The following is a 19588-nucleotide window of genomic DNA, read 5'->3' as shown; positions in this document are numbered from 1 at the left end:
AATGAATTTTGATTATAACGAAACACGATTAATGATTGCACAATCTATAAAGGATTTTGCAGAGAAAAATATCAGACCTAATATAATGGAATGGGATGAAGCTCAGGTTTTTCCGGTTCCACTATTTAAAAAATTAGGAGAAATGGGATTTATGGGAGTTCTAGTTCCGGAAGAATATGGAGGATCTGGTTTAGGATACCATGAATATATTACCGTTGTTGAAGAAATTTCAAAAGTAGATCCTTCAATAGGGCTTTCTGTTGCTGCTCATAATTCATTATGTACCAATCATATTTTAACTTTTGGAAATGAAGATCAAAAGAAAAAATGGTTGCCAAAATTAGCTACTGCCGAATATATTGGAGCGTGGGGGTTAACAGAACATAATACAGGTTCTGATGCAGGAGGAATGAATACAACCGCTGTAAAGGATGGTGATTTCTGGATTGTAAACGGTGCGAAAAACTTTATTACACACGCTATTTCTGGAGATATTGCAGTTGTAATTGTTCGTACCGGAGAAAAAGGAGATTCTAAAGGGATGACAGCTTTTGTTTTTGAAAAAGGGATGCCAGGATTTACATCTGGAAAAAAAGAAAATAAATTAGGAATGCGTGCCAGTGAAACTGCAGAATTAGTTTTTGATAATTGTCGCGTTCCCGATGCTAACAGATTAGGAGAAGTTGGTAAGGGATTTGTTCAGGCCATGAAAATATTAGATGGAGGAAGAATTTCAATAGGAGCACTGTCTTTAGGTATTGCAAAAGGAGCTTATGAAGCAGCCTTAAAATATTCTAAAGAGAGATATCAGTTTGGGCAACCTATAAGTAGTTTTCAGGGAATTTCATTTAAATTAGCTGATATGGCAACAGAAATTGAAGCTTCAGAATTATTATTGCATAAAGCAGCTTTCTTAAAACAAGAACATAAGCCAGTTACCACACTTGGGGCGATGGCAAAAATGTATGCTTCTGAAGCTTGTGTGAAGATTGCAAACGAAGCAGTTCAGATTCACGGAGGTTATGGTTATACAAAAGATTTTCCGGTAGAAAAATTCTATAGAGATTCTAAATTATGTACAATTGGAGAAGGCACAACTGAAATTCAAAAATTAGTTATCTCAAGAAATTTGTTGAAAGAATAAAGAATAAAGAATAAAGAATAAAGAATAAAGAATAAAGAATAAAGAATAAAGAATAAAGAATAAAGAATTTGAGCTAAAATCTATTCTCTTTTCTCTATGTTCTTTTTTCTTTTAAAATAATTCATAATTTATAACTCATAATTAATAATTAATACATACTTTTGCAGCCTTAACGAGAGGAGGTGTCTATATTATGTTAATTATACCAATTAAAGACGGAGAAAATATCGATAGAGCATTAAAGCGCTATAAAAGAAAATTTGATAAAACAGGAACTGTTCGTCAACTAAGAGCACGTACTGCTTTTATTAAGCCTTCTGTTATCAAAAGAGCTCAAATTCAAAAAGCTGCTTACATTCAAAACATGAGAGATGGTTTAGAAAGTTAGTATATCGCTTTTCAAAAATAATTACCGTTAGCTGTCAAAATTTGATGCTAACGGTTTTTTTATGCTTAATTTTGAAGTAGTAAGATTGGATGTGTAGTCAAAATTGAGTGTTGTTTTTTGTAAAATAAAGTTTATTCATATGAAGTCAAATAAAGAAGCGTTTCGTGATTATCTTCAATTAGAGAAAAAATATTCCTCTCACACCGTTAATGCTTATTTAAATGACATTTCGTTTTTTGAAGAGTTTAATAAAGCTCATTTTGATCAGGAAAATATAGAAGCAGTAAATTATAGTCAGATTAGAAGTTGGATTGTTTCTTTAGTCGATCAGGATATTTCTAATGTGTCTGTAAATAGAAAAATGGCTTCCTTAAAAAGCTTTTATAAATTTCTATTAAAGACAAAGCAAATAGAGATTAGTCCAATGCTTAAACACAAGGCATTGAAAACTCCTAAGATTATTCAGATTCCATTTTCAGAAAAAGAACTTACGGATTTAATTCAGCAAATAGAAGAGCCTGTTGGTTTTGAAGAAGTTCGTGATAAACTTATTGTTGAGATGTTTTATACAACCGGAATGAGAAGAGCAGAGTTGATACATTTAATGCTGCGAAATGTAGATTTGTCTTCAAATGTTATTAAGGTTTTAGGGAAAAGAAATAAAGAGCGTATTATTCCTGTTTTGCCGATTATTGTTGAGCAGCTTAGGTTGTATCTGAATGAACGTGCTTCTGTTGAAAATATAGTTGATACAGATTTTTTCTTTATTTCAAAAAAAGGGTTAAAATTGAGCGAATCTTTTGTGTATCGATTAATAAATTCTTACTTTAGTAAAGTCTCTGAAAAGGTAAAAAAAAGTCCGCATGTGCTTCGGCATACTTTTGCGACCCACTTGCTAAATAACGGAGCAGATTTAAATTCAGTTAAAGAATTATTAGGGCATTCGAGTTTGGCGTCTACACAAGTTTATACTCATAATAGTTTAGCGGAGCTTAAAAAGGTGTATACTAACGCGCATCCAAGAAATAAATAATAATTCTGAAATGTTTAACCCTAAAATTAGTATTATGAAGGTAGATGTTCATGCCGTTAACTTTACTGTTGACAGAAAGTTGGTAGATTTTATTCAGGAAAGAATGGATAAATTAGAAAAATATTACGATCGAGTTGTCTCGGCCGACGTTTTTTTAAAAGTTGAAAGAACAAGTGATAAAGAGAATAAGGCGGTTGAGATTAAGATTAATGTTCCTGGAGATGATTTTTTGGTTAAAAAACAATGCAAAACATTCGAAGAAGCAGTTGAACTTTCGGCAGAATCTTTAGAACGTTTACTGGTAAAAAGGAAAGAAAAAATTAGAACACATATATAATTGAAATTTTTTTCAAAAAATGTTTTGATTCAAAGATAAAATAGCTACATTTGCAGTCCGTTAGAAATAGCGGGCTTTTTTATTGATATTGCCAGCGTAGCTCAGTTGGCTAGAGCAGCTGATTTGTAATCAGCAGGTCGTGGGTTCGAGTCCCTCCGCCGGCTCAAAATATTTCAAATACGATTTGAAATTGTTCATGCAATTATTGATAAAAAAATGGGGAGATACTCAAGCGGCCAACGAGGGCAGACTGTAAATCTGCTGTGTGAACTTCGCAGGTTCGAATCCTGCTCTCCCCACAAAAAAAAGAAGTTGAGATTTCGGATTTTGGGTTTTAGATTTTTAAAAATCTGAAATCTAAATTCAAAAATCGAAAATCAGAACTCTCTGCCGGTGTAGCTCAGGGGTAGAGTGCTTCCTTGGTAAGGAAGAGGTCTCGGGTTCAATTCCCGACATTGGCTCAAGTAAGTAGGAAATTGAAATTAATATATAACTAAGATTAAAAATTAAGTAAAATGGCAAAGGAGAATTTTAATCGTTCCAAACCGCACTTAAACATAGGTACAATTGGACACGTGGATCACGGAAAAACTACATTAACTGCTGCAATTACAAAAGTATTGTCTGATGCAGGTTACTGTCAAGCAAAATCGTTTGATCAAATCGATAACGCTCCAGAGGAGAAAGAAAGAGGTATTACTATTAATACATCACACGTAGAGTATGAAACAGCTAACCGTCACTACGCTCACGTTGACTGTCCAGGTCACGCGGATTACGTAAAGAACATGGTTACTGGAGCTGCTCAAATGGACGGAGCTATCTTAGTAGTTGCTGCTACAGATGGTCCAATGCCACAAACTCGTGAGCACATCCTTTTAGGTCGTCAGGTAGGTATTCCAAGAATCGTTGTTTTCATGAACAAAGTGGATATGGTTGATGATGCTGAATTGTTAGAGCTTGTTGAAATGGAAATTAGAGATTTATTATCTTTCTATGAATATGATGGAGATAATGGTCCTGTAGTTCAAGGTTCTGCTTTAGGAGGATTGAATAATGATCCTGCTTGGGTACCAAAAATCATTGAATTAATGGAAGCTGTTGATGCTTGGATCGAAGAGCCAGTGCGTGACGTTGCTAAACCATTCTTGATGCCGGTTGAAGATGTATTTACAATTACTGGTCGTGGAACTGTTGCTACAGGTCGTATCGAAACAGGTATTGCTAATACAGGAGATCCAGTTGAAATCATTGGTATGGGAGCTGATAAATTAACTTCTACTATTACAGGAGTTGAGATGTTCCGTAAAATCCTTGATAGAGGTGAAGCTGGAGATAACGTAGGTTTATTGTTAAGAGGTATTGATAAAGAATCTATCAAAAGAGGGATGGTTATCATTAAGCCAGGATCAGTAAAACCACACGCTACTTTCAAAGCTGAGGTTTATATCTTGAAAAAAGAAGAAGGTGGACGTCATACTCCATTCCATAATAACTACCGTCCACAGTTCTACGTACGTACAACTGACGTAACAGGAGTTATTACTTTACCAGAAGGAGTAGAGATGGTAATGCCAGGAGACAACTTGACTATTAATGTTTCTTTATTAAGCCCAATCGCAATGAGCGTAGGTTTACGTTTCGCTATCCGTGAAGGTGGTAGAACAGTAGGAGCAGGTCAGGTGACTGAAATCGTAGGATAATCCTATAAATATTATAAAAAGCCAGTTGATTTTCTTAACTGAAATCACTGGCTTTTAATTACGGGCGTAGTTCAAGGGTAGAATAGCGGTCTCCAAAACCGTTGATGGGGGTTCGAATCCCTCCGCCCGTGCAATATAAAATATATCAAATGACAAAAGTTACTAATTATTTATCAGAGGCTTTCGAAGAGTTAAAGTCAAATGTTACTTGGCCTGCTTGGGCTGAGGTTCAAAAATTGACAATTGTTGTGGCTGTATTTTCGGTTTTATTCGCTTTGGCAACATGGGGAGTAGACGAATTTTTTGCAAAAGCTTTGGCTGGATTTTTTAACTGGTTAAAAGGATAATTTTTTTGTGATGGCAGATAATAATGTGAAAAAATGGTATGTAGTTAGAGCTGTAAGCGGACAAGAGAATAAAGTCAAAGCTTACATCGAAACTGAGATTGCCAGATTAGGTATGGGTGATTATGTTTCCCAAGTTTTAGTACCTACAGAAAAAGTAGTTACTGTAAAAGAAGGAAAGAAAATGTCTAAGGATAAAGTTTATTTCCCTGGATATGTTATGATCGAAGCCAATTTAGTTGGTGAGATACCTCATATTATTAAGTCTATTACTAGTGTGATTGGATTTTTAGGTGAGATCAAAGGCGGAGAACCTGTTCCTTTGAGACTTTCTGAAGTAAATAGAATGTTAGGTAAAGTAGATGAGTTAGCTGTAAATACAGATACTCGTGCTATTCCTTTCAACTTAGGTGAAACGGTTAAGGTGATCGATGGTCCATTTAACGGATTCAACGGAACAGTTGAAAAAATCAATGAAGAAAAGCGTAAACTTGAAGTAATGGTTAAGATTTTCGGAAGAAAAACTCCATTAGAATTGAGTTTTATGCAAGTTGAAAAAGTATAATTTTTGTTACATCTATAATAACCACTGTAGTCGCTTCCAATGATTACGGTGTTAAATTTTTTAAAAAATGGCTAAAGAAATTAGTAAGGTAGTTAAACTACAAGTTAAGGGAGGTGCTGCGAATCCATCGCCACCGGTTGGACCTGCTTTAGGAGCTGCTGGGGTTAATATCATGGAGTTCTGTAAGCAGTTCAATGCTAGAACACAAGATAAACCTGGCAAAATATGCCCAGTACAAATTACTGTGTATAAAGACAAATCATTTGATTTTGTTGTAAAAACTCCTCCAGCTGCTGTCCAATTATTGGAAGCTGCAAAGCTAAAGTCTGGATCAGGTGAACCAAATCGTAAAAAAGTAGCTAGCGTTACTTGGGACGTTATCAAAGCAATTGCTGAAGATAAAATGGTAGATTTAAATGCATTCACAATCGAATCTGCAATGAGCATGATCGCTGGAACTGCTAGATCTATGGGTATAACTGTATCAGGAGATGCTCCTTTTTAATTAAGAGAAAGAAATGGCAAAATTAACAAAAAAGCAAAAAGAGGCTGCTTCAAAAATTGAAAAGAACAAACTATACTCTTTAAAAGATGCAGCTGCATTGATTAAAGTTATAGCTTCTGCAAAATTTGATGAGTCTGTTGATATCGCAGTTCGTTTGGGTGTAGATCCAAGAAAAGCGAATCAAATGGTTAGAGGTGTAGTTACATTACCTCACGGAACTGGTAAAGACGTTAAAGTATTAGCATTGGTTACTCCAGATAAAGAAGCGGAAGCTAAAGAAGCTGGGGCTGATTATGTTGGTCTTGACGATTATTTACAAAAAATTAAAGATGGTTGGACAGATGTTGATGTTATTATCACTATGCCAGCTGTTATGGGTAAATTAGGTCCATTAGGTCGTATTTTAGGGCCTAGAGGTTTAATGCCAAACCCTAAAACAGGTACTGTAACTATGGATGTTGCAAAAGCTGTTCAAGAGGTTAAAGCTGGTAAAATTGACTTTAAAGTTGATAAAACTGGTATCGTACATGCAGGAATTGGTAAAGTTTCTTTTGGAGCTGAGCAAATTTATGACAATGCACACGAAATTATTCAAACATTAATCAAACTTAAACCAACTGCTGCTAAAGGTACCTACATTAAAGGTATTCACCTTACAAGCACTATGAGTCCTGCAATTGCATTGGACCCTAAAGCAGTATAATTGGTAGTTAATAATTTTTAGTATGACTAGAGAAGAAAAATCAATCGCGATTGAAGATTTAACTGCACAGTTAGCTGGTACAAATATTATTTATGTATCTGATATTTCTGGATTAAATGCAGAAACAACTTCAAGCTTGAGAAGAGCTTGCTTTAAAGCAGGTATTAAATTAGAGGTTGTAAAAAACACATTGCTTGCAAAAGCAATGGAAGCTTCTGCTAATGACTATGGTGATTTACCTTCAGTATTGACTGGTAATAGTGCTATATTTATTTCAGATGTTGCAAATGCACCTGGAAAAATAATTAAAGATTTCAGAAAAAAATCAGCTAAACCTGTATTAAAGGGAGCTTATATTAATTCTGAAATTTATATTGGAGATGATCAATTAGATGCATTAGCAACTATTAAATCTAAAGAAGAACTTATCGGAGAACTTATTGGATTATTGCAATCACCAGCACAAAGAATTATTTCTGCTTTACAAAACAAATTCGCTGGTAGCGAAGAAGAAACTGAAGCATAATATTCGAAGCAGGGAATTTAATTTCCTTGTTGCTTAATTAGCGCACAATAAATAAATTATATTTTACAAATCATTTTAAACGATAGAAAAAATGGCAGATTTGAAACAATTCGCAGAACAATTAGTTAACTTAACAGTTAAAGAAGTTAACGAATTAGCAACAATATTAAAAGACGAGTATGGTATCGAGCCTGCTGCTGCAGCTGTAGTAGTTGCTGCTGGTGGTGGAGAAGGTGCTGCTGAAGAAGCACAAACTGAATTTACAGTTGTATTAAAAGAAGCTGGTGCTTCTAAATTAGCAGTTGTGAAATTAGTAAAAGAACTTACAGGTTTAGGTTTGAAAGAAGCTAAAGATGTAGTTGACGGTGCTCCAAGTAACGTTAAAGAAGGTGTTTCTAAAGAAGAGGCTGAAGGTCTTAAAAAATCATTAGAAGAAGCTGGAGCTGTTGTTGAATTAAAATAATTCAACTCGGTTTTAAGAACTAGGTTTAGGTCCTGAGTTAACACTCAAAGGCCTAAACCATTTTTCGTATAATAAAATATATCAAGTTTTATTATCAAATAGTTTAAAATACGAAAAAGTTTTTGATCAATACGAAGAAAAAAAATTGAACTTACTTTTGGTTTATTTTTAAAGATGTATTGATTATAATAAGAAAGTATAGATTAAACAGTGTGTTTCACACAAAAAAAATTACTTTTTTTTAATCAAAATTTTGTCCATTGATGATAACAAATCAGACTGAAAGATTGAATTTTGCCTCTACAAAAAATATTCCTGACTATCCAGATTTTCTAGATGTTCAGGTTAAATCTTTTAAAGATTTCTTTCAATTAGAAACGAAATCTGACGAAAGAGGCAACGAAGGGTTATACAACACCTTCATGGAAAATTTCCCAATTACAGATACAAGAAATAACTTTGTATTGGAATTCCTAGATTATTTTGTTGATCCACCACGTTATACAATTCAAGAATGTATAGAGAGAGGTCTTACTTATAGTGTGCCTTTAAAAGCTAGGTTAAAACTATACTGTACAGATCCTGAACACGAAGATTTTGAAACTATTGTACAAGATGTTTATCTTGGAACAATACCTTACATGACTCCAAGCGGTACTTTTGTTATCAATGGTGCTGAGCGTGTAGTAGTATCTCAGCTACACCGTTCTCCTGGGGTTTTCTTTGGTCAATCATTCCATGCAAATGGAACAAAACTTTATTCTGCCAGAGTAATTCCTTTTAAAGGTTCTTGGATAGAATTTTCTACAGATATCAACAGCGTAATGTATGCTTATATCGACAGAAAGAAAAAATTACCGGTTACAACTTTATTCCGTGCTATTGGGTTCGAAAGAGATAAGGATATCCTTGAAATTTTCGACCTTGCTGAAGAAATTAAAGTTTCTAAAACTGGTATTAAAAAATATATTGGAAGAAGACTTGCTGCACGTGTATTGAATACTTGGCACGAGGATTTCGTTGATGAAGATACTGGTGAGGTAGTTTCTATCGAACGTAACGAAATCATCCTTGATAGAGATACTATTATCGACAAAGATAATGTTGAAGAAATCATCGATTCTAACGTTAAATCTATTTTGTTACACAAAGAAGATAATAACCAAGCAGATTATGCTATTATCCACAACACGTTACAAAAAGATCCGACAAACTCTGAAAAAGAAGCTGTAGAGCACATTTACCGTCAGTTGCGTAACGCTGAACCGCCTGATGAAGAAACTGCTCGTGGTATTATAGATAAATTGTTCTTCTCTGATCAACGTTATAACTTAGGTGAAGTTGGTCGTTATAGAATGAACAAAAAACTTGGTTTAGATATCCCAATGGAAAAGCAAGTGCTTACCAAAGAAGATATCATTACCATTGTAAAATATTTGATCGAATTGATCAACTCTAAAGCAGAGATTGATGATATTGATCACTTATCAAACCGTCGTGTTAGAACAGTTGGAGAACAATTGTCTCAACAATTCGGTGTTGGTTTAGCACGTATGGCTAGAACTATTCGTGAGAGAATGAACGTTAGAGATAACGAGGTGTTTACACCAATCGATTTGATTAATGCTAAAACATTATCATCGGTTATCAACTCTTTCTTTGGTACTAACCAGTTATCTCAATTTATGGATCAAACGAATCCATTAGCTGAGATTACACACAAAAGAAGACTTTCTGCACTTGGACCAGGTGGACTTTCGAGAGAGAGAGCTGGTTTCGAGGTTCGTGACGTTCACTATACACACTATGGTCGTTTATGTCCGATTGAAACTCCAGAGGGACCAAACATTGGTTTGATTTCATCTCTTGGTGTTTATGCAAAAGTTAACGGAATGGGTTTCATCGAAACTCCATACCGTAAAGTAACAGATGGTGTAGTTGATTTAGAAAGTACTCCTATTTATTTGAGTGCTGAAGAAGAAGAAGGTAAAATGATTGCTCAGGCAAACATTGAAATGGATGCTTCTGGAAAAATTACTGCTTCTAATGTTATTGCTCGTGAGGAAGGTGACTTCCCGGTTGTAGAACCATCTGCAGTACATTATACAGACGTTGCTCCTAACCAGATCGCTTCGATTTCGGCTTCATTGATTCCTTTCTTGGAGCATGATGATGCGAACCGTGCGTTGATGGGATCTAACATGATGCGTCAGGCGGTTCCTTTGATCCGTCCGGAAGCACCAATTGTTGGTACAGGTTTAGAGCGTCAGGTAGCTTCAGATTCTAGAGTATTGATTAATGCTGAAGGAGATGGAACTGTAGAATATGTTGATGCTAATATCATTACTATCAAATACGACCGTACTGAAGAAGAAAGAATGGTAAGTTTTGATGCTGATGAGAAAACATACAATTTAATTAAATTTAGAAAAACCAATCAAGGTACAAGTATTAACTTGAAACCAATCGTAAGAAAAGGTGACAGAGTTATTCTTGGTCAAGTATTATCAGAAGGATATGCTACTCAAAATGGTGAATTAGCTTTAGGTAGAAACTTAAAAGTTGCGTTCATGCCATGGAAAGGGTATAACTTTGAGGATGCGATTGTAATTTCTGAAAAAGTAGTTCGTGATGATATTTTTACTTCTATCCACGTTGATGATTATTCATTAGAGGTTAGAGATACTAAGTTAGGAAATGAAGAGTTAACAAACGATATTCCTAACGTTTCTGAAGAAGCTACTAAAGATTTAGATGAAAACGGTATGATCAGAATTGGAGCAGAGGTTAAACCTGGCGACATTCTAATCGGAAAAATTACACCAAAAGGAGAATCAGATCCTACTCCGGAAGAGAAATTGCTTCGTGCAATCTTCGGGGATAAAGCAGGTGATGTAAAAGATGCTTCATTAAAAGCTTCTCCATCTTTACATGGTGTAGTTCTTGACAAAAAATTATTTGCAAGAGCCGTAAAAGATAAACGTAAACGTACTCAGGATAAAGATGCTTTAGGCGCTTTAGAAATGGAATTCGAAACTAAATTTGTTGAATTAAAAGACAGATTGGTTGAGAAATTGTTCTTGATCGTGAACGGAAAAACATCTCAAGGTGTAATGAATGATTTGGGTGAAGAAGTTTTACCAAAAGGTAAAAAATATACTCAAAAAATGCTTTACGCAGTAGAAGATTTTGCTCACTTAAGCAAAGGTCAATGGGTTGCTGATGATGCTACAAATAAAATGGTTAATGATTTAATTCATAACTATAAAATTAAGCTGAACGACTTACAAGGATCTTTAAGAAGAGAAAAATTCACTATTACAGTTGGAGATGAATTACCATCTGGAATCTTGAAATTGGCGAAAATTTATATCGCTAAAAAACGTAAACTGAAAGTAGGGGATAAAATGGCAGGACGACACGGTAACAAAGGTATTGTTGCAAGAATCGTTCGTCATGAAGATATGCCTTTCCTTGAAGACGGAACACCAGTAGATATCGTATTGAATCCACTTGGGGTACCTTCACGTATGAACATTGGTCAGATTTATGAAACTGTTCTTGGATGGGCTGGTATGAACTTGGGTAGAAAATTTGCTACTCCAATTTTTGACGGTGCTTCTTTAGATCAAATTAATGAATTAACTGATGAGGCTGGAGTACCACGTTTCGGACATACACATCTTTATGATGGTGGTACTGGAGAGCGTTTCCATCAAGCTGCAACTGTGGGTGTAATTTACATGCTTAAATTAGGACACATGGTTGATGATAAGATGCACGCACGTTCTATCGGACCATACTCGTTGATTACTCAACAACCACTTGGAGGTAAAGCTCAATTTGGAGGTCAGCGTTTTGGAGAGATGGAGGTTTGGGCACTTGAGGCTTATGGAGCATCAAGTACTCTTCGTGAAATCTTAACAGTTAAGTCAGATGACGTTATTGGTAGAGCTAAAACTTACGAAGCTATCGTTAAGGGTGAGTCTATGCCAGAACCAGGATTACCTGAATCATTCAATGTATTAATGCATGAATTGAAAGGTCTTGGACTTGACATTCGTTTAGAAGAATAAATAAAGTTTTCAGTTACAGTCTCAGTATTCAGTTCAACACTGAAAGCTGAGACTGAAGCTGTTTATTAAAATAAAGTTTTTAGGATTTATACCCGTAAACCGTTCCGATTTTTTACTTATAAACCTTAAGGTTTTGTAATTAGCACTTCAAAAATTGACGTTTGAAGTTTAGAGAAGTAATCCGTGGTAGTGACTTGATGGTTTTACTCTTTTTTAAAGAGAAGGTTATAAGTTAAAATCAATTTTTTAATTGCAGATAAATCAATAGTAAAAACTATGATGAATAATAGAAATAATAATAAAGATAAAAATCCGGTTAAAAGATTTAATAAAATCTCAATTGGATTAGCTTCACCAGAATCTATCTTGAAAGAATCAAGAGGAGAGGTGTTGAAACCAGAAACAATTAACTACAGAACTCACAAACCAGAACGTGACGGACTTTTCTGTGAAAGAATCTTCGGACCTGTTAAGGATTTTGAATGTGCTTGTGGTAAATATAAAAGAATTCGTTACAAAGGTATCATCTGTGACCGTTGTGGTGTTGAAGTTACTGAGAAAAAAGTACGTCGTGACAGAGTAGGACACATCAACCTTGTTGTGCCTATTGCTCATATCTGGTACTTCCGTTCTCTTCCAAACAAAATTGGTTATATCCTTGGTCTTCCATCTAAGAAATTAGATATGATCATTTATTACGAAAGATACGTTGTAATTCAAGCTGGTATTGCTAAAAATGTAGACGGAGAATCATTACAAAGATTAGATTTCTTAACTGAAGAAGAATATTTAAATATTTTAGATACTCTTCCGCAAGAAAATCAATATTTAGATGATTTAGATCCTAATAAATTTGTTGCCAAAATGGGAGCAGAATGTATTATGGATTTATTAGCTCGTATTGATTTAGATGCTTTATCTTATGAATTAAGACACAGCGCTAACAATGAGACATCTAAACAACGTAAAACTGAAGCTTTAAAAAGATTACAAGTTGTTGAGTCTTTCCGTGAGTCAAACTTAAACCGCGAAAATCGTCCTGAGTGGATGATCATGAAAGTAGTTCCGGTTATCCCACCAGAATTACGTCCACTTGTGCCACTTGATGGAGGTCGTTTTGCAACTTCAGATTTAAATGACTTATACCGTCGTGTAATCATCCGTAACAACCGTTTAAAAAGATTAATGGAGATTAAAGCTCCAGAAGTTATCTTAAGAAACGAAAAACGTATGTTACAGGAATCTGTAGATTCATTATTTGATAACACTCGTAAAGCTTCTGCTGTTAAAACAGAATCTAACAGACCATTAAAATCATTATCAGATTCATTAAAAGGTAAGCAAGGACGTTTCCGTCAAAACTTACTTGGAAAACGTGTGGATTATTCTGCTCGTTCGGTAATTGTTGTTGGTCCTGAATTAAAATTATTCGAATGCGGATTGCCAAAAGATATGGCATCTGAGTTATACAAACCTTTCGTTATCCGTAAATTGATAGAAAGAGGTATTGTTAAAACAGTAAAATCTGCTAAGAAAATCATAGACAAAAAAGAGCCTGTAGTTTGGGATATCCTTGAAAATGTAATTAAAGGTCACCCAGTATTACTTAACCGTGCTCCTACGTTGCACAGACTTGGTATTCAAGCTTTCCAACCAAAATTAATTGAAGGAAAAGCGATCCAATTGCACCCATTAGTATGTACGGCTTTCAACGCCGATTTTGATGGGGATCAGATGGCAGTTCACTTGCCATTAGGACCAGAGGCTATTTTAGAGGCACAATTATTAATGTTGGCTTCTCACAATATTCTTAACCCTGCAAATGGAGCACCAATTACTGTACCTTCTCAGGATATGGTCTTGGGTCTATATTATATGACCAAAGAACGTATCTCTACACCAGAACACATAATTTTAGGTCAAGACTTAACTTTCTATTCTGCTGAAGAAGTAAACATTGCATTAAACGAAGGAAGATTAGAATTGAACGCTCGTGTGAAAATTAGAGCAAAAGATTTTAATGACGCTGGAGAATTAGTGTTTAAAATTATTCAAACAACTGCAGGACGTGTATTATTTAATGAAGTAGTACCTGAAGCAGCTGGATATATCAATGATGTATTGACTAAGAAAAACCTTAGAGATATTATCGGACACATTTTAAGTGTGACTGATGTACCTACTACTGCAGCTTTCTTGGACAACATGAAAGATATGGGGTATAAATTTGCATTTAGAGGAGGTTTATCATTCTCTTTAGGTGATATTAGAATTCCAGAACAAAAAACAAAATTAATTGCAGATGCCAGAGAGCAAGTTGAAGGTATTTCTGTGAATTATAACATGGGTCTTATTACTAATAACGAGCGTTACAACCAAGTTATTGACGTATGGACTTCAGCAAATGCTCAGTTAACAGAATTAGCAATGAAAAATATTAGAGAAGACCAACAAGGTTTCAACTCTGTATATATGATGCTTGACTCTGGAGCGAGGGGTTCTAAGGAACAGATTCGTCAGTTAACTGGTATGCGTGGTTTGATGGCTAAACCTAAAAAATCTACTGCTGGTGGTGGTGAGATTATTGAAAACCCGATTCTTTCTAACTTTAAGGAAGGTCTTTCGATCCTTGAGTATTTCATTTCTACTCACGGTGCTCGTAAAGGACTTGCGGATACGGCTCTTAAAACTGCCGATGCCGGATACTTAACAAGAAGGCTTCATGACGTTTCTCAAGATGTTATTGTTAACATCGAAGATTGTGGAACATTGAGAGGTGTTGAAGTTTCTGCTTTGAAGAAAAATGAGGAAATCGTTGAATCATTAGGAGAAAGAATTTTAGGACGTGTTGCATTGCAAGATGTAATAAATCCACTTACTAATGAAGTAATGGTTCAATCAGGTCAACAAATTACTGAAGCAATTATGAGAACTATCGAAGCTTCTCCAATTGAAAAAGTAGAGGTTAGATCTCCATTAACTTGTGAAGCTTTAAAAGGTATTTGTGCTAAATGTTACGGTAGAAACTTAGCTACTGGTAAAATGACACAAAGAGGTGAAGCTGTCGGAGTTATTGCAGCTCAATCTATTGGAGAGCCAGGTACACAGTTAACACTTCGTACGTTCCACGTTGGAGGGGTTGCCGGAGGTATTTCTGAAGAATCTAGTATTGTTACAAGATTTAACGGTAGACTTGAAATTGAAGATTTAAAAACTGTTAAAGGTGAAGACAGTGAAGGTAATGCGGTTGATATCGTAGTATCACGTTCAACTGAATTAAAATTAGTTGATGAGAAAACTGGAATCGTCTTAAATACACATAACATTCCTTACGGTTCTAGTATCTTTGTTAAAGATGGTGAAACTGTTACTAAAGGATCTGTAATCTGTAAGTGGGATCCATATAATGGTGTAATTGTTTCTGAATTTACTGGTAAGATTGCTTACGAAGATTTAGAGCAAGGACAATCGTTCATGGTTGAAATCGATGAGCAAACAGGTTTCCAGGAAAAAGTAATTTCTGAAGCTAGAAATAAAAAATTAATTCCAACTTTATTGGTTTACGGTAAAGAAGGTGAATTGATTCGTTCGTATAACTTACCAGTAGGAGCACACCTTATGGTTGAGAACGGTGAGAAAATTAAAGCAGGTAAAGTATTAGTAAAAATTCCACGTCGTTCTTCTAAAGCAGGCGATATCACGGGAGGTTTACCAAGAATTACCGAGTTGCTTGAGGCTCGTAATCCTTCAAACCCAGCAGTTGTATCTGAAATTGACGGTGTTGTATCTTTTGGAAAAATCAAAAGAGGTAACCGTGAGATCGTTATCGAATCTAAATTTGGTGAAATTAAAAAGTATTTAGTTAAACTTTCTAGCCAAATCTTAGTACAAGAAAATGACTTCGTAAGAGCAGGAGTACCATTGTCTGACGGTGCAATTACACCAGATGATATTTTAAGAATTCAAGGACCGGCTGCTGTTCAACAGTACTTGGTAAATGAAATTCAAGAGGTATACCGTTTACAAGGGGTAAAAATTAATGACAAGCACTTTGAGGTAGTTATTCGTCAAATGATGCGTAAAGTAAGAGTTCAAGATCCAGGAGATACATTATTCCTAGAAGATCAATTAATTCACACTAAAGATTTTATCGTTCAAAATGATAAATTATACGGTATGAAAGTAGTTGAAGATGCTGGAGATTCTGCTGTATTGAAACCAGGTCAGATTATTTCTCCTCGTGATTTACGTGATGAAAACTCATTGCTTAAACGAACTGATAAAAATCTAGTTGTAGCTAGAGATGTAATTACTGCAACTGCAACGCCAGTTTTACAAGGTATTACAAGAGCTTCGCTACAGACTAAATCATTCATCTCTGCTGCTTCTTTCCAAGAAACAACAAAAGTACTTAACGAAGCTGCTGTAGCTGGTAAAGTAGATGATTTAGAAGGATTAAAAGAAAATGTAATTGTTGGACACAGAATTCCTGCGGGAACTGGTATGAGAGAATACGATAACACTATCGTAGGATCTAAAGACGATTACAATGAAATGATGGCGAATAAAGAAGAATATATTTATTAATTAGGAAACTATGAGTAATCCGAAACAACAACAAGAGCAAATTAATATTGAGTTAGACGAAACAGTCGCAGAAGGAATTTATTCTAATCTTGCGATTATCAATCACTCATCATCAGAGTTTGTTTTAGATTTTGTGAGCATTATGCCAGGTATTCCTAAAGCCAAGGTAAAGTCAAGAATTGTCCTGACACCACAACATGCTAAAAGATTATTGAAAGCAATTGGTGAAAACATTCATCGTTTTGAAGCCGCTCATGGCGAAATCAAAGACACTGAACAAGCGCCAATACCGCTTAATTTTGGTCCGGCAGGACAAGCATAAAACTAAAGAGCCCCAGTAATGGGGCTTTTTTATTTTTAAGATTTAGATTAAAATGCAGTTTACCCGATTTAATTCACTTTCATCGACTATATTTCTTTTGTAAGTCTTATTGTCTTAATTTTAAGATTCCTAATAAAAGATTAATTTTTAGAATATAATGACTTAGTATAAGGTTGATTAATTCAAATTAATTAAAAAAGCGCTAGTAACAATTAGCGCTTTTTTTATTTAAAGATTTTTCGAGCTTAAAAGTGTAATCAAATTGTTCTGTAAAAAAAATAATTTTATTTTCTTCCCAACCTTTTTGTGAAAAATATACTCTATATAAGTATAAGTATCTGTGACGGATTTTAACTTAAAAAAAAGTATAGTATGAAAAAGAAATTCACCCTAGAAATAGCAAGTCCTTGTTCTGAAAATTTTGATAAAATGATTCCTAATGCAAGTGGATCATTTTGTGGTTCCTGTGCGAAAAACGTAATCGATTTGAGCAGAAAGACAAATTCTGAGGTTGCTAAGTTTATTGCAGAAAACAAAGATGCAACTATTTGTGCGAGACTTAAAACAACACAATTAGAAGGAGAATTTGAATATAATGAATTTTCTAAAATCAATAATTTGAAGTATGCCGCAGTAGCAGCATCCATTTTAATAGCATCGAATATTACAGCTCAAGAAAAAACACCAGTTGAAACTGAAATAAATACCATCAAACCTAACAATTATATTGTTGGTAAAGTTGCTTATAACCAGAATGATAATGAGGAAGTTTCGATACTAGTAAAAGGTAAATTATTAGAAACGAAAACAAATAAACCGCTTAATAAGAAAACGTACCGAAATCTAGTACTTACGATTAATGGTTCGGAAAGCACACTAAAAGTAAATCCTGAAACAGGAGCGTTTTCTATTCCTGTGCAAGTTTTAAAAAATAGCAAAACCCTTGTTGTTACAGTTACTGCAGATGATTATTATTTTTCAAAAACAATACCCTTTACTGTAGAAGCGATTAAGAATAATGTATTGTGGCAAAATATATTTATGAACGAAGAAGAACTTTCTAAAGTTAATGTGATGATCATGGGAGGATTGGGGATTAATTATTCTCGTGGAAAAGATATTAAACAAATTTGAAATAAACATTTTGGGGTTTTATGAAGATAAAAAAAGCCTTCTAAAAATTATTTTTTAAAAGGCTTTAATGTTTTCTTTTTTTTTAAAGAAAGTAATTAATCAAATTCTGAAGTGAAGAATAATTTCACACTCGGATATTTATTTTGTGTCATTTGAATTGTAAAATCAGAATCAGCTAAAAATACCAATTGACCGTATTTATCATGAGCTAAGAATTTTTGTTTGATACGCTTAAATTCTTTAAACTCATCATTTTTAGCGTCGTCAGGTTTTACCCAACAAGCTTTATGAACCGGGAAATTCTCATAAGTACATTTAGCACCATATTCGTGCTCTAAACGATATTGAATTACTTCGTATTGTAGCGCTCCAACAGTTCCAATTATTTTACGATTGTTCATCTCTAAAGTAAATAACTGCGCAACACCTTCATCCATTAGCTGATCAATTCCTTTATCTAGCTGTTTAGCCTTCATAGGATCAGCATTATTGATATATCTAAAGTGTTCCGGAGAGAAACTCGGAATCCCTTTGAAACTCATTATTTCACCTTCAGTTAAAGTATCTCCAATTTTAAAATTTCCTGTATCGTGAAGACCAACAATATCTCCCGGATAAGAAATATCAACAATTTCTTTTTTCTCAGCGAAAAAGGCATTCGGACTTGAAAATTTTAAATTTTTCTTCTGACGAACGTGATAGTAAGGTTTGTTTCTTTCAAAAGTTCCCGAAACAATTTTGATAAAAGCTAAACGATCACGGTGTTTTGGATCCATATTAGCGTGAATTTTAAATACAAATCCGCTCATTTTTTCCTCAGCAGGATCAACTAAACGAGTTTCAGAATCTTTTGGTCTTGGCGATGGCGCGATCGTAACGAAACAATCTAACAATTCGCGAACTCCAAAATTGTTCAATGCAGAACCAAAAAACACAGGCTGAATTTTTCCATCTAAATAATCCTGACGTTCAAATTTTGGATAAACTTCATCAATCAATTCTAATTCTTCACGAAGTTTTTCAGCTGCTTTTTGACCAACAATTTTATCTAATTCCGGATTGTTCTGAACATCAGAAAAAGCAATTGTTTCCTCAATATTTTTACGGCTATCTCCACTAAAAAGATTGATGTTTTGTTCCCAAAGATTGTAAATTCCCTGAAAATCATAACCCATTCCAATAGGGAAACTTAAAGGCGTAACTGTCAAACCAAGTTTTTGTTCCACTTCATCCATTAAGTCAAAGGCATCTTTTCCTTCACGGTCTAATTTATTGATGAAAACAATCATCGGAATGTTACGCATTCTACAAACAGCAACTAATTTCTCTGTTTGTTCCTCAACCCCTTTTGCAACGTCAATAACAACAATTACACTATCAACAGCGGTTAAAGTTCTAAAAGTATCTTCGGCAAAATCCTTGTGACCTGGCGTATCAAGAATATTGATTTTTTTGTCTTTATAATTAAAAGCAAGTACAGATGTAGAAACCGAAATACCTCTTTGGCGTTCGATTTCCATGAAATCACTCGTTGCTCCTTTTTTAATTTTGTTGTTTTTTACAGCCCCAGCTTCCTGAATCGCCCCTCCAAACAATAATAATTTTTCAGTTAAAGTCGTTTTACCAGCATCAGGATGCGATATAATTCCAAATGTTCTTCTGCGTTGTATTTCTTTTAAAAAGCTCATATTTTGTATAAATAGGTTGCAAAAGTACTATTAATTACGGCTTAATAAAAATATTCACTTCTTAATTTAG

General features: G+C 34.5%; 16 protein-coding genes and 4 tRNA genes. 19 read left to right on the top strand and 1 reads right to left on the bottom strand.

What is annotated here, in order from left to right; all coding sequences use genetic code 11:
• Position 1 precedes the first annotated feature (1 nt).
• The 19 genes from GKZ86_RS21965 (at position 2) to GKZ86_RS21875 (ending at position 17830) form a co-directional block, all read left to right on the top strand.
• On the top strand, positions 2-1144 hold the full coding sequence (locus tag GKZ86_RS21965) for an acyl-CoA dehydrogenase family protein (RefSeq protein ID WP_154785191.1): 1143 nt from the start codon (positions 2-4) through the stop codon (positions 1142-1144).
• A 193-nt stretch (positions 1145-1337) separates the two neighbouring features.
• Positions 1338-1532, top strand: coding sequence for a 30S ribosomal protein S21 (rpsU, locus tag GKZ86_RS21960; protein ID WP_026985791.1), 195 nt, complete (start codon positions 1338-1340; stop codon positions 1530-1532).
• Positions 1533-1671: 139 nt separating this feature from the next.
• A complete protein-coding gene (locus GKZ86_RS21955) occupies positions 1672-2565 on the top strand; it encodes a tyrosine-type recombinase/integrase (RefSeq protein ID WP_154785190.1) in 894 nt (297 codons plus the stop codon).
• A 34-nt stretch (positions 2566-2599) separates the two neighbouring features.
• Positions 2600-2902 carry a ribosome hibernation-promoting factor, HPF/YfiA family gene (hpf, locus tag GKZ86_RS21950; RefSeq protein ID WP_127340290.1) on the top strand — a complete coding sequence of 101 codons (303 nt, stop codon included), beginning with the start codon at positions 2600-2602 and terminating at the stop codon, positions 2900-2902.
• Between the two features lie 90 nt (positions 2903-2992).
• A tRNA-Thr gene (locus GKZ86_RS21945) sits at positions 2993-3066 on the top strand.
• Positions 3067-3120: 54 nt separating this feature from the next.
• Positions 3121-3201: transfer RNA gene (locus GKZ86_RS21940), tRNA-Tyr, on the top strand.
• Between the two features lie 90 nt (positions 3202-3291).
• Positions 3292-3363, top strand: a tRNA-Thr gene (locus tag GKZ86_RS21935).
• Between the two features lie 54 nt (positions 3364-3417).
• Positions 3418-4605 carry an elongation factor Tu gene (gene tuf / locus GKZ86_RS21930; protein ID WP_007807448.1) on the top strand — a complete coding sequence of 396 codons (1188 nt, stop codon included), beginning with the start codon at positions 3418-3420 and terminating at the stop codon, positions 4603-4605.
• Positions 4606-4665: 60 nt separating this feature from the next.
• Positions 4666-4736: transfer RNA gene (locus GKZ86_RS21925), tRNA-Trp, on the top strand.
• An 18-nt stretch (positions 4737-4754) separates the two neighbouring features.
• A complete protein-coding gene (gene secE / locus GKZ86_RS21920; protein ID WP_041517377.1) occupies positions 4755-4952 on the top strand; it encodes a preprotein translocase subunit SecE in 198 nt (65 codons plus the stop codon).
• A gap of 10 nt (positions 4953-4962) precedes the next feature.
• On the top strand, positions 4963-5514 hold the full coding sequence (gene nusG, locus GKZ86_RS21915) for a transcription termination/antitermination protein NusG (protein WP_029273444.1): 552 nt from the start codon (positions 4963-4965) through the stop codon (positions 5512-5514).
• A 67-nt stretch (positions 5515-5581) separates the two neighbouring features.
• The gene (gene rplK, locus GKZ86_RS21910; protein WP_007807442.1) at positions 5582-6019 is read left to right on the top strand and encodes a 50S ribosomal protein L11; all 438 of its coding nucleotides are present in this window, start codon (positions 5582-5584) and stop codon (positions 6017-6019) included.
• Between the two features lie 13 nt (positions 6020-6032).
• On the top strand, positions 6033-6722 hold the full coding sequence (rplA, locus tag GKZ86_RS21905; RefSeq protein ID WP_055094620.1) for a 50S ribosomal protein L1: 690 nt from the start codon (positions 6033-6035) through the stop codon (positions 6720-6722).
• A 22-nt stretch (positions 6723-6744) separates the two neighbouring features.
• Positions 6745-7248: a 50S ribosomal protein L10 gene (gene rplJ, locus GKZ86_RS21900; RefSeq protein ID WP_154785189.1), complete on the top strand. Its 504-nt coding sequence runs from the start codon at positions 6745-6747 to the stop codon at positions 7246-7248.
• 91 nt (positions 7249-7339) lie between these two features.
• Positions 7340-7711 carry a 50S ribosomal protein L7/L12 gene (rplL, locus tag GKZ86_RS21895; RefSeq protein ID WP_007807437.1) on the top strand — a complete coding sequence of 124 codons (372 nt, stop codon included), beginning with the start codon at positions 7340-7342 and terminating at the stop codon, positions 7709-7711.
• Positions 7712-7974: 263 nt separating this feature from the next.
• On the top strand, positions 7975-11787 hold the full coding sequence (gene rpoB / locus GKZ86_RS21890) for a DNA-directed RNA polymerase subunit beta (RefSeq protein ID WP_154785188.1): 3813 nt from the start codon (positions 7975-7977) through the stop codon (positions 11785-11787).
• A 276-nt stretch (positions 11788-12063) separates the two neighbouring features.
• On the top strand, positions 12064-16374 hold the full coding sequence (rpoC, locus tag GKZ86_RS21885) for a DNA-directed RNA polymerase subunit beta' (protein ID WP_154785187.1): 4311 nt from the start codon (positions 12064-12066) through the stop codon (positions 16372-16374).
• Between the two features lie 10 nt (positions 16375-16384).
• The gene (locus GKZ86_RS21880) at positions 16385-16696 is read left to right on the top strand and encodes a DUF3467 domain-containing protein (RefSeq protein WP_154785186.1); all 312 of its coding nucleotides are present in this window, start codon (positions 16385-16387) and stop codon (positions 16694-16696) included.
• 372 nt (positions 16697-17068) lie between these two features.
• Positions 17069-17830: a hypothetical protein gene (locus GKZ86_RS21875; protein ID WP_154785185.1), complete on the top strand. Its 762-nt coding sequence runs from the start codon at positions 17069-17071 to the stop codon at positions 17828-17830.
• A gap of 95 nt (positions 17831-17925) precedes the next feature.
• Here the strand turns inward: GKZ86_RS21875 and GKZ86_RS21870 are convergent, their stop codons facing one another.
• Positions 17926-19518: a peptide chain release factor 3 gene (locus tag GKZ86_RS21870; protein ID WP_154785184.1), complete on the bottom strand. Its 1593-nt coding sequence runs from the start codon at positions 19516-19518 to the stop codon at positions 17926-17928.
• Between the last annotated feature and the right edge of the window lie 70 nt (positions 19519-19588).

It is taken from the genome of Flavobacterium sp. LC2016-13 (assembly GCF_009707955.1).
Lineage (GTDB): Bacteria > Bacteroidota > Bacteroidia > Flavobacteriales > Flavobacteriaceae > Flavobacterium.
The sequence above is the reverse complement of the archived record's forward strand: the minus strand, read 5'-3'. Positions and strand labels throughout refer to the sequence as shown.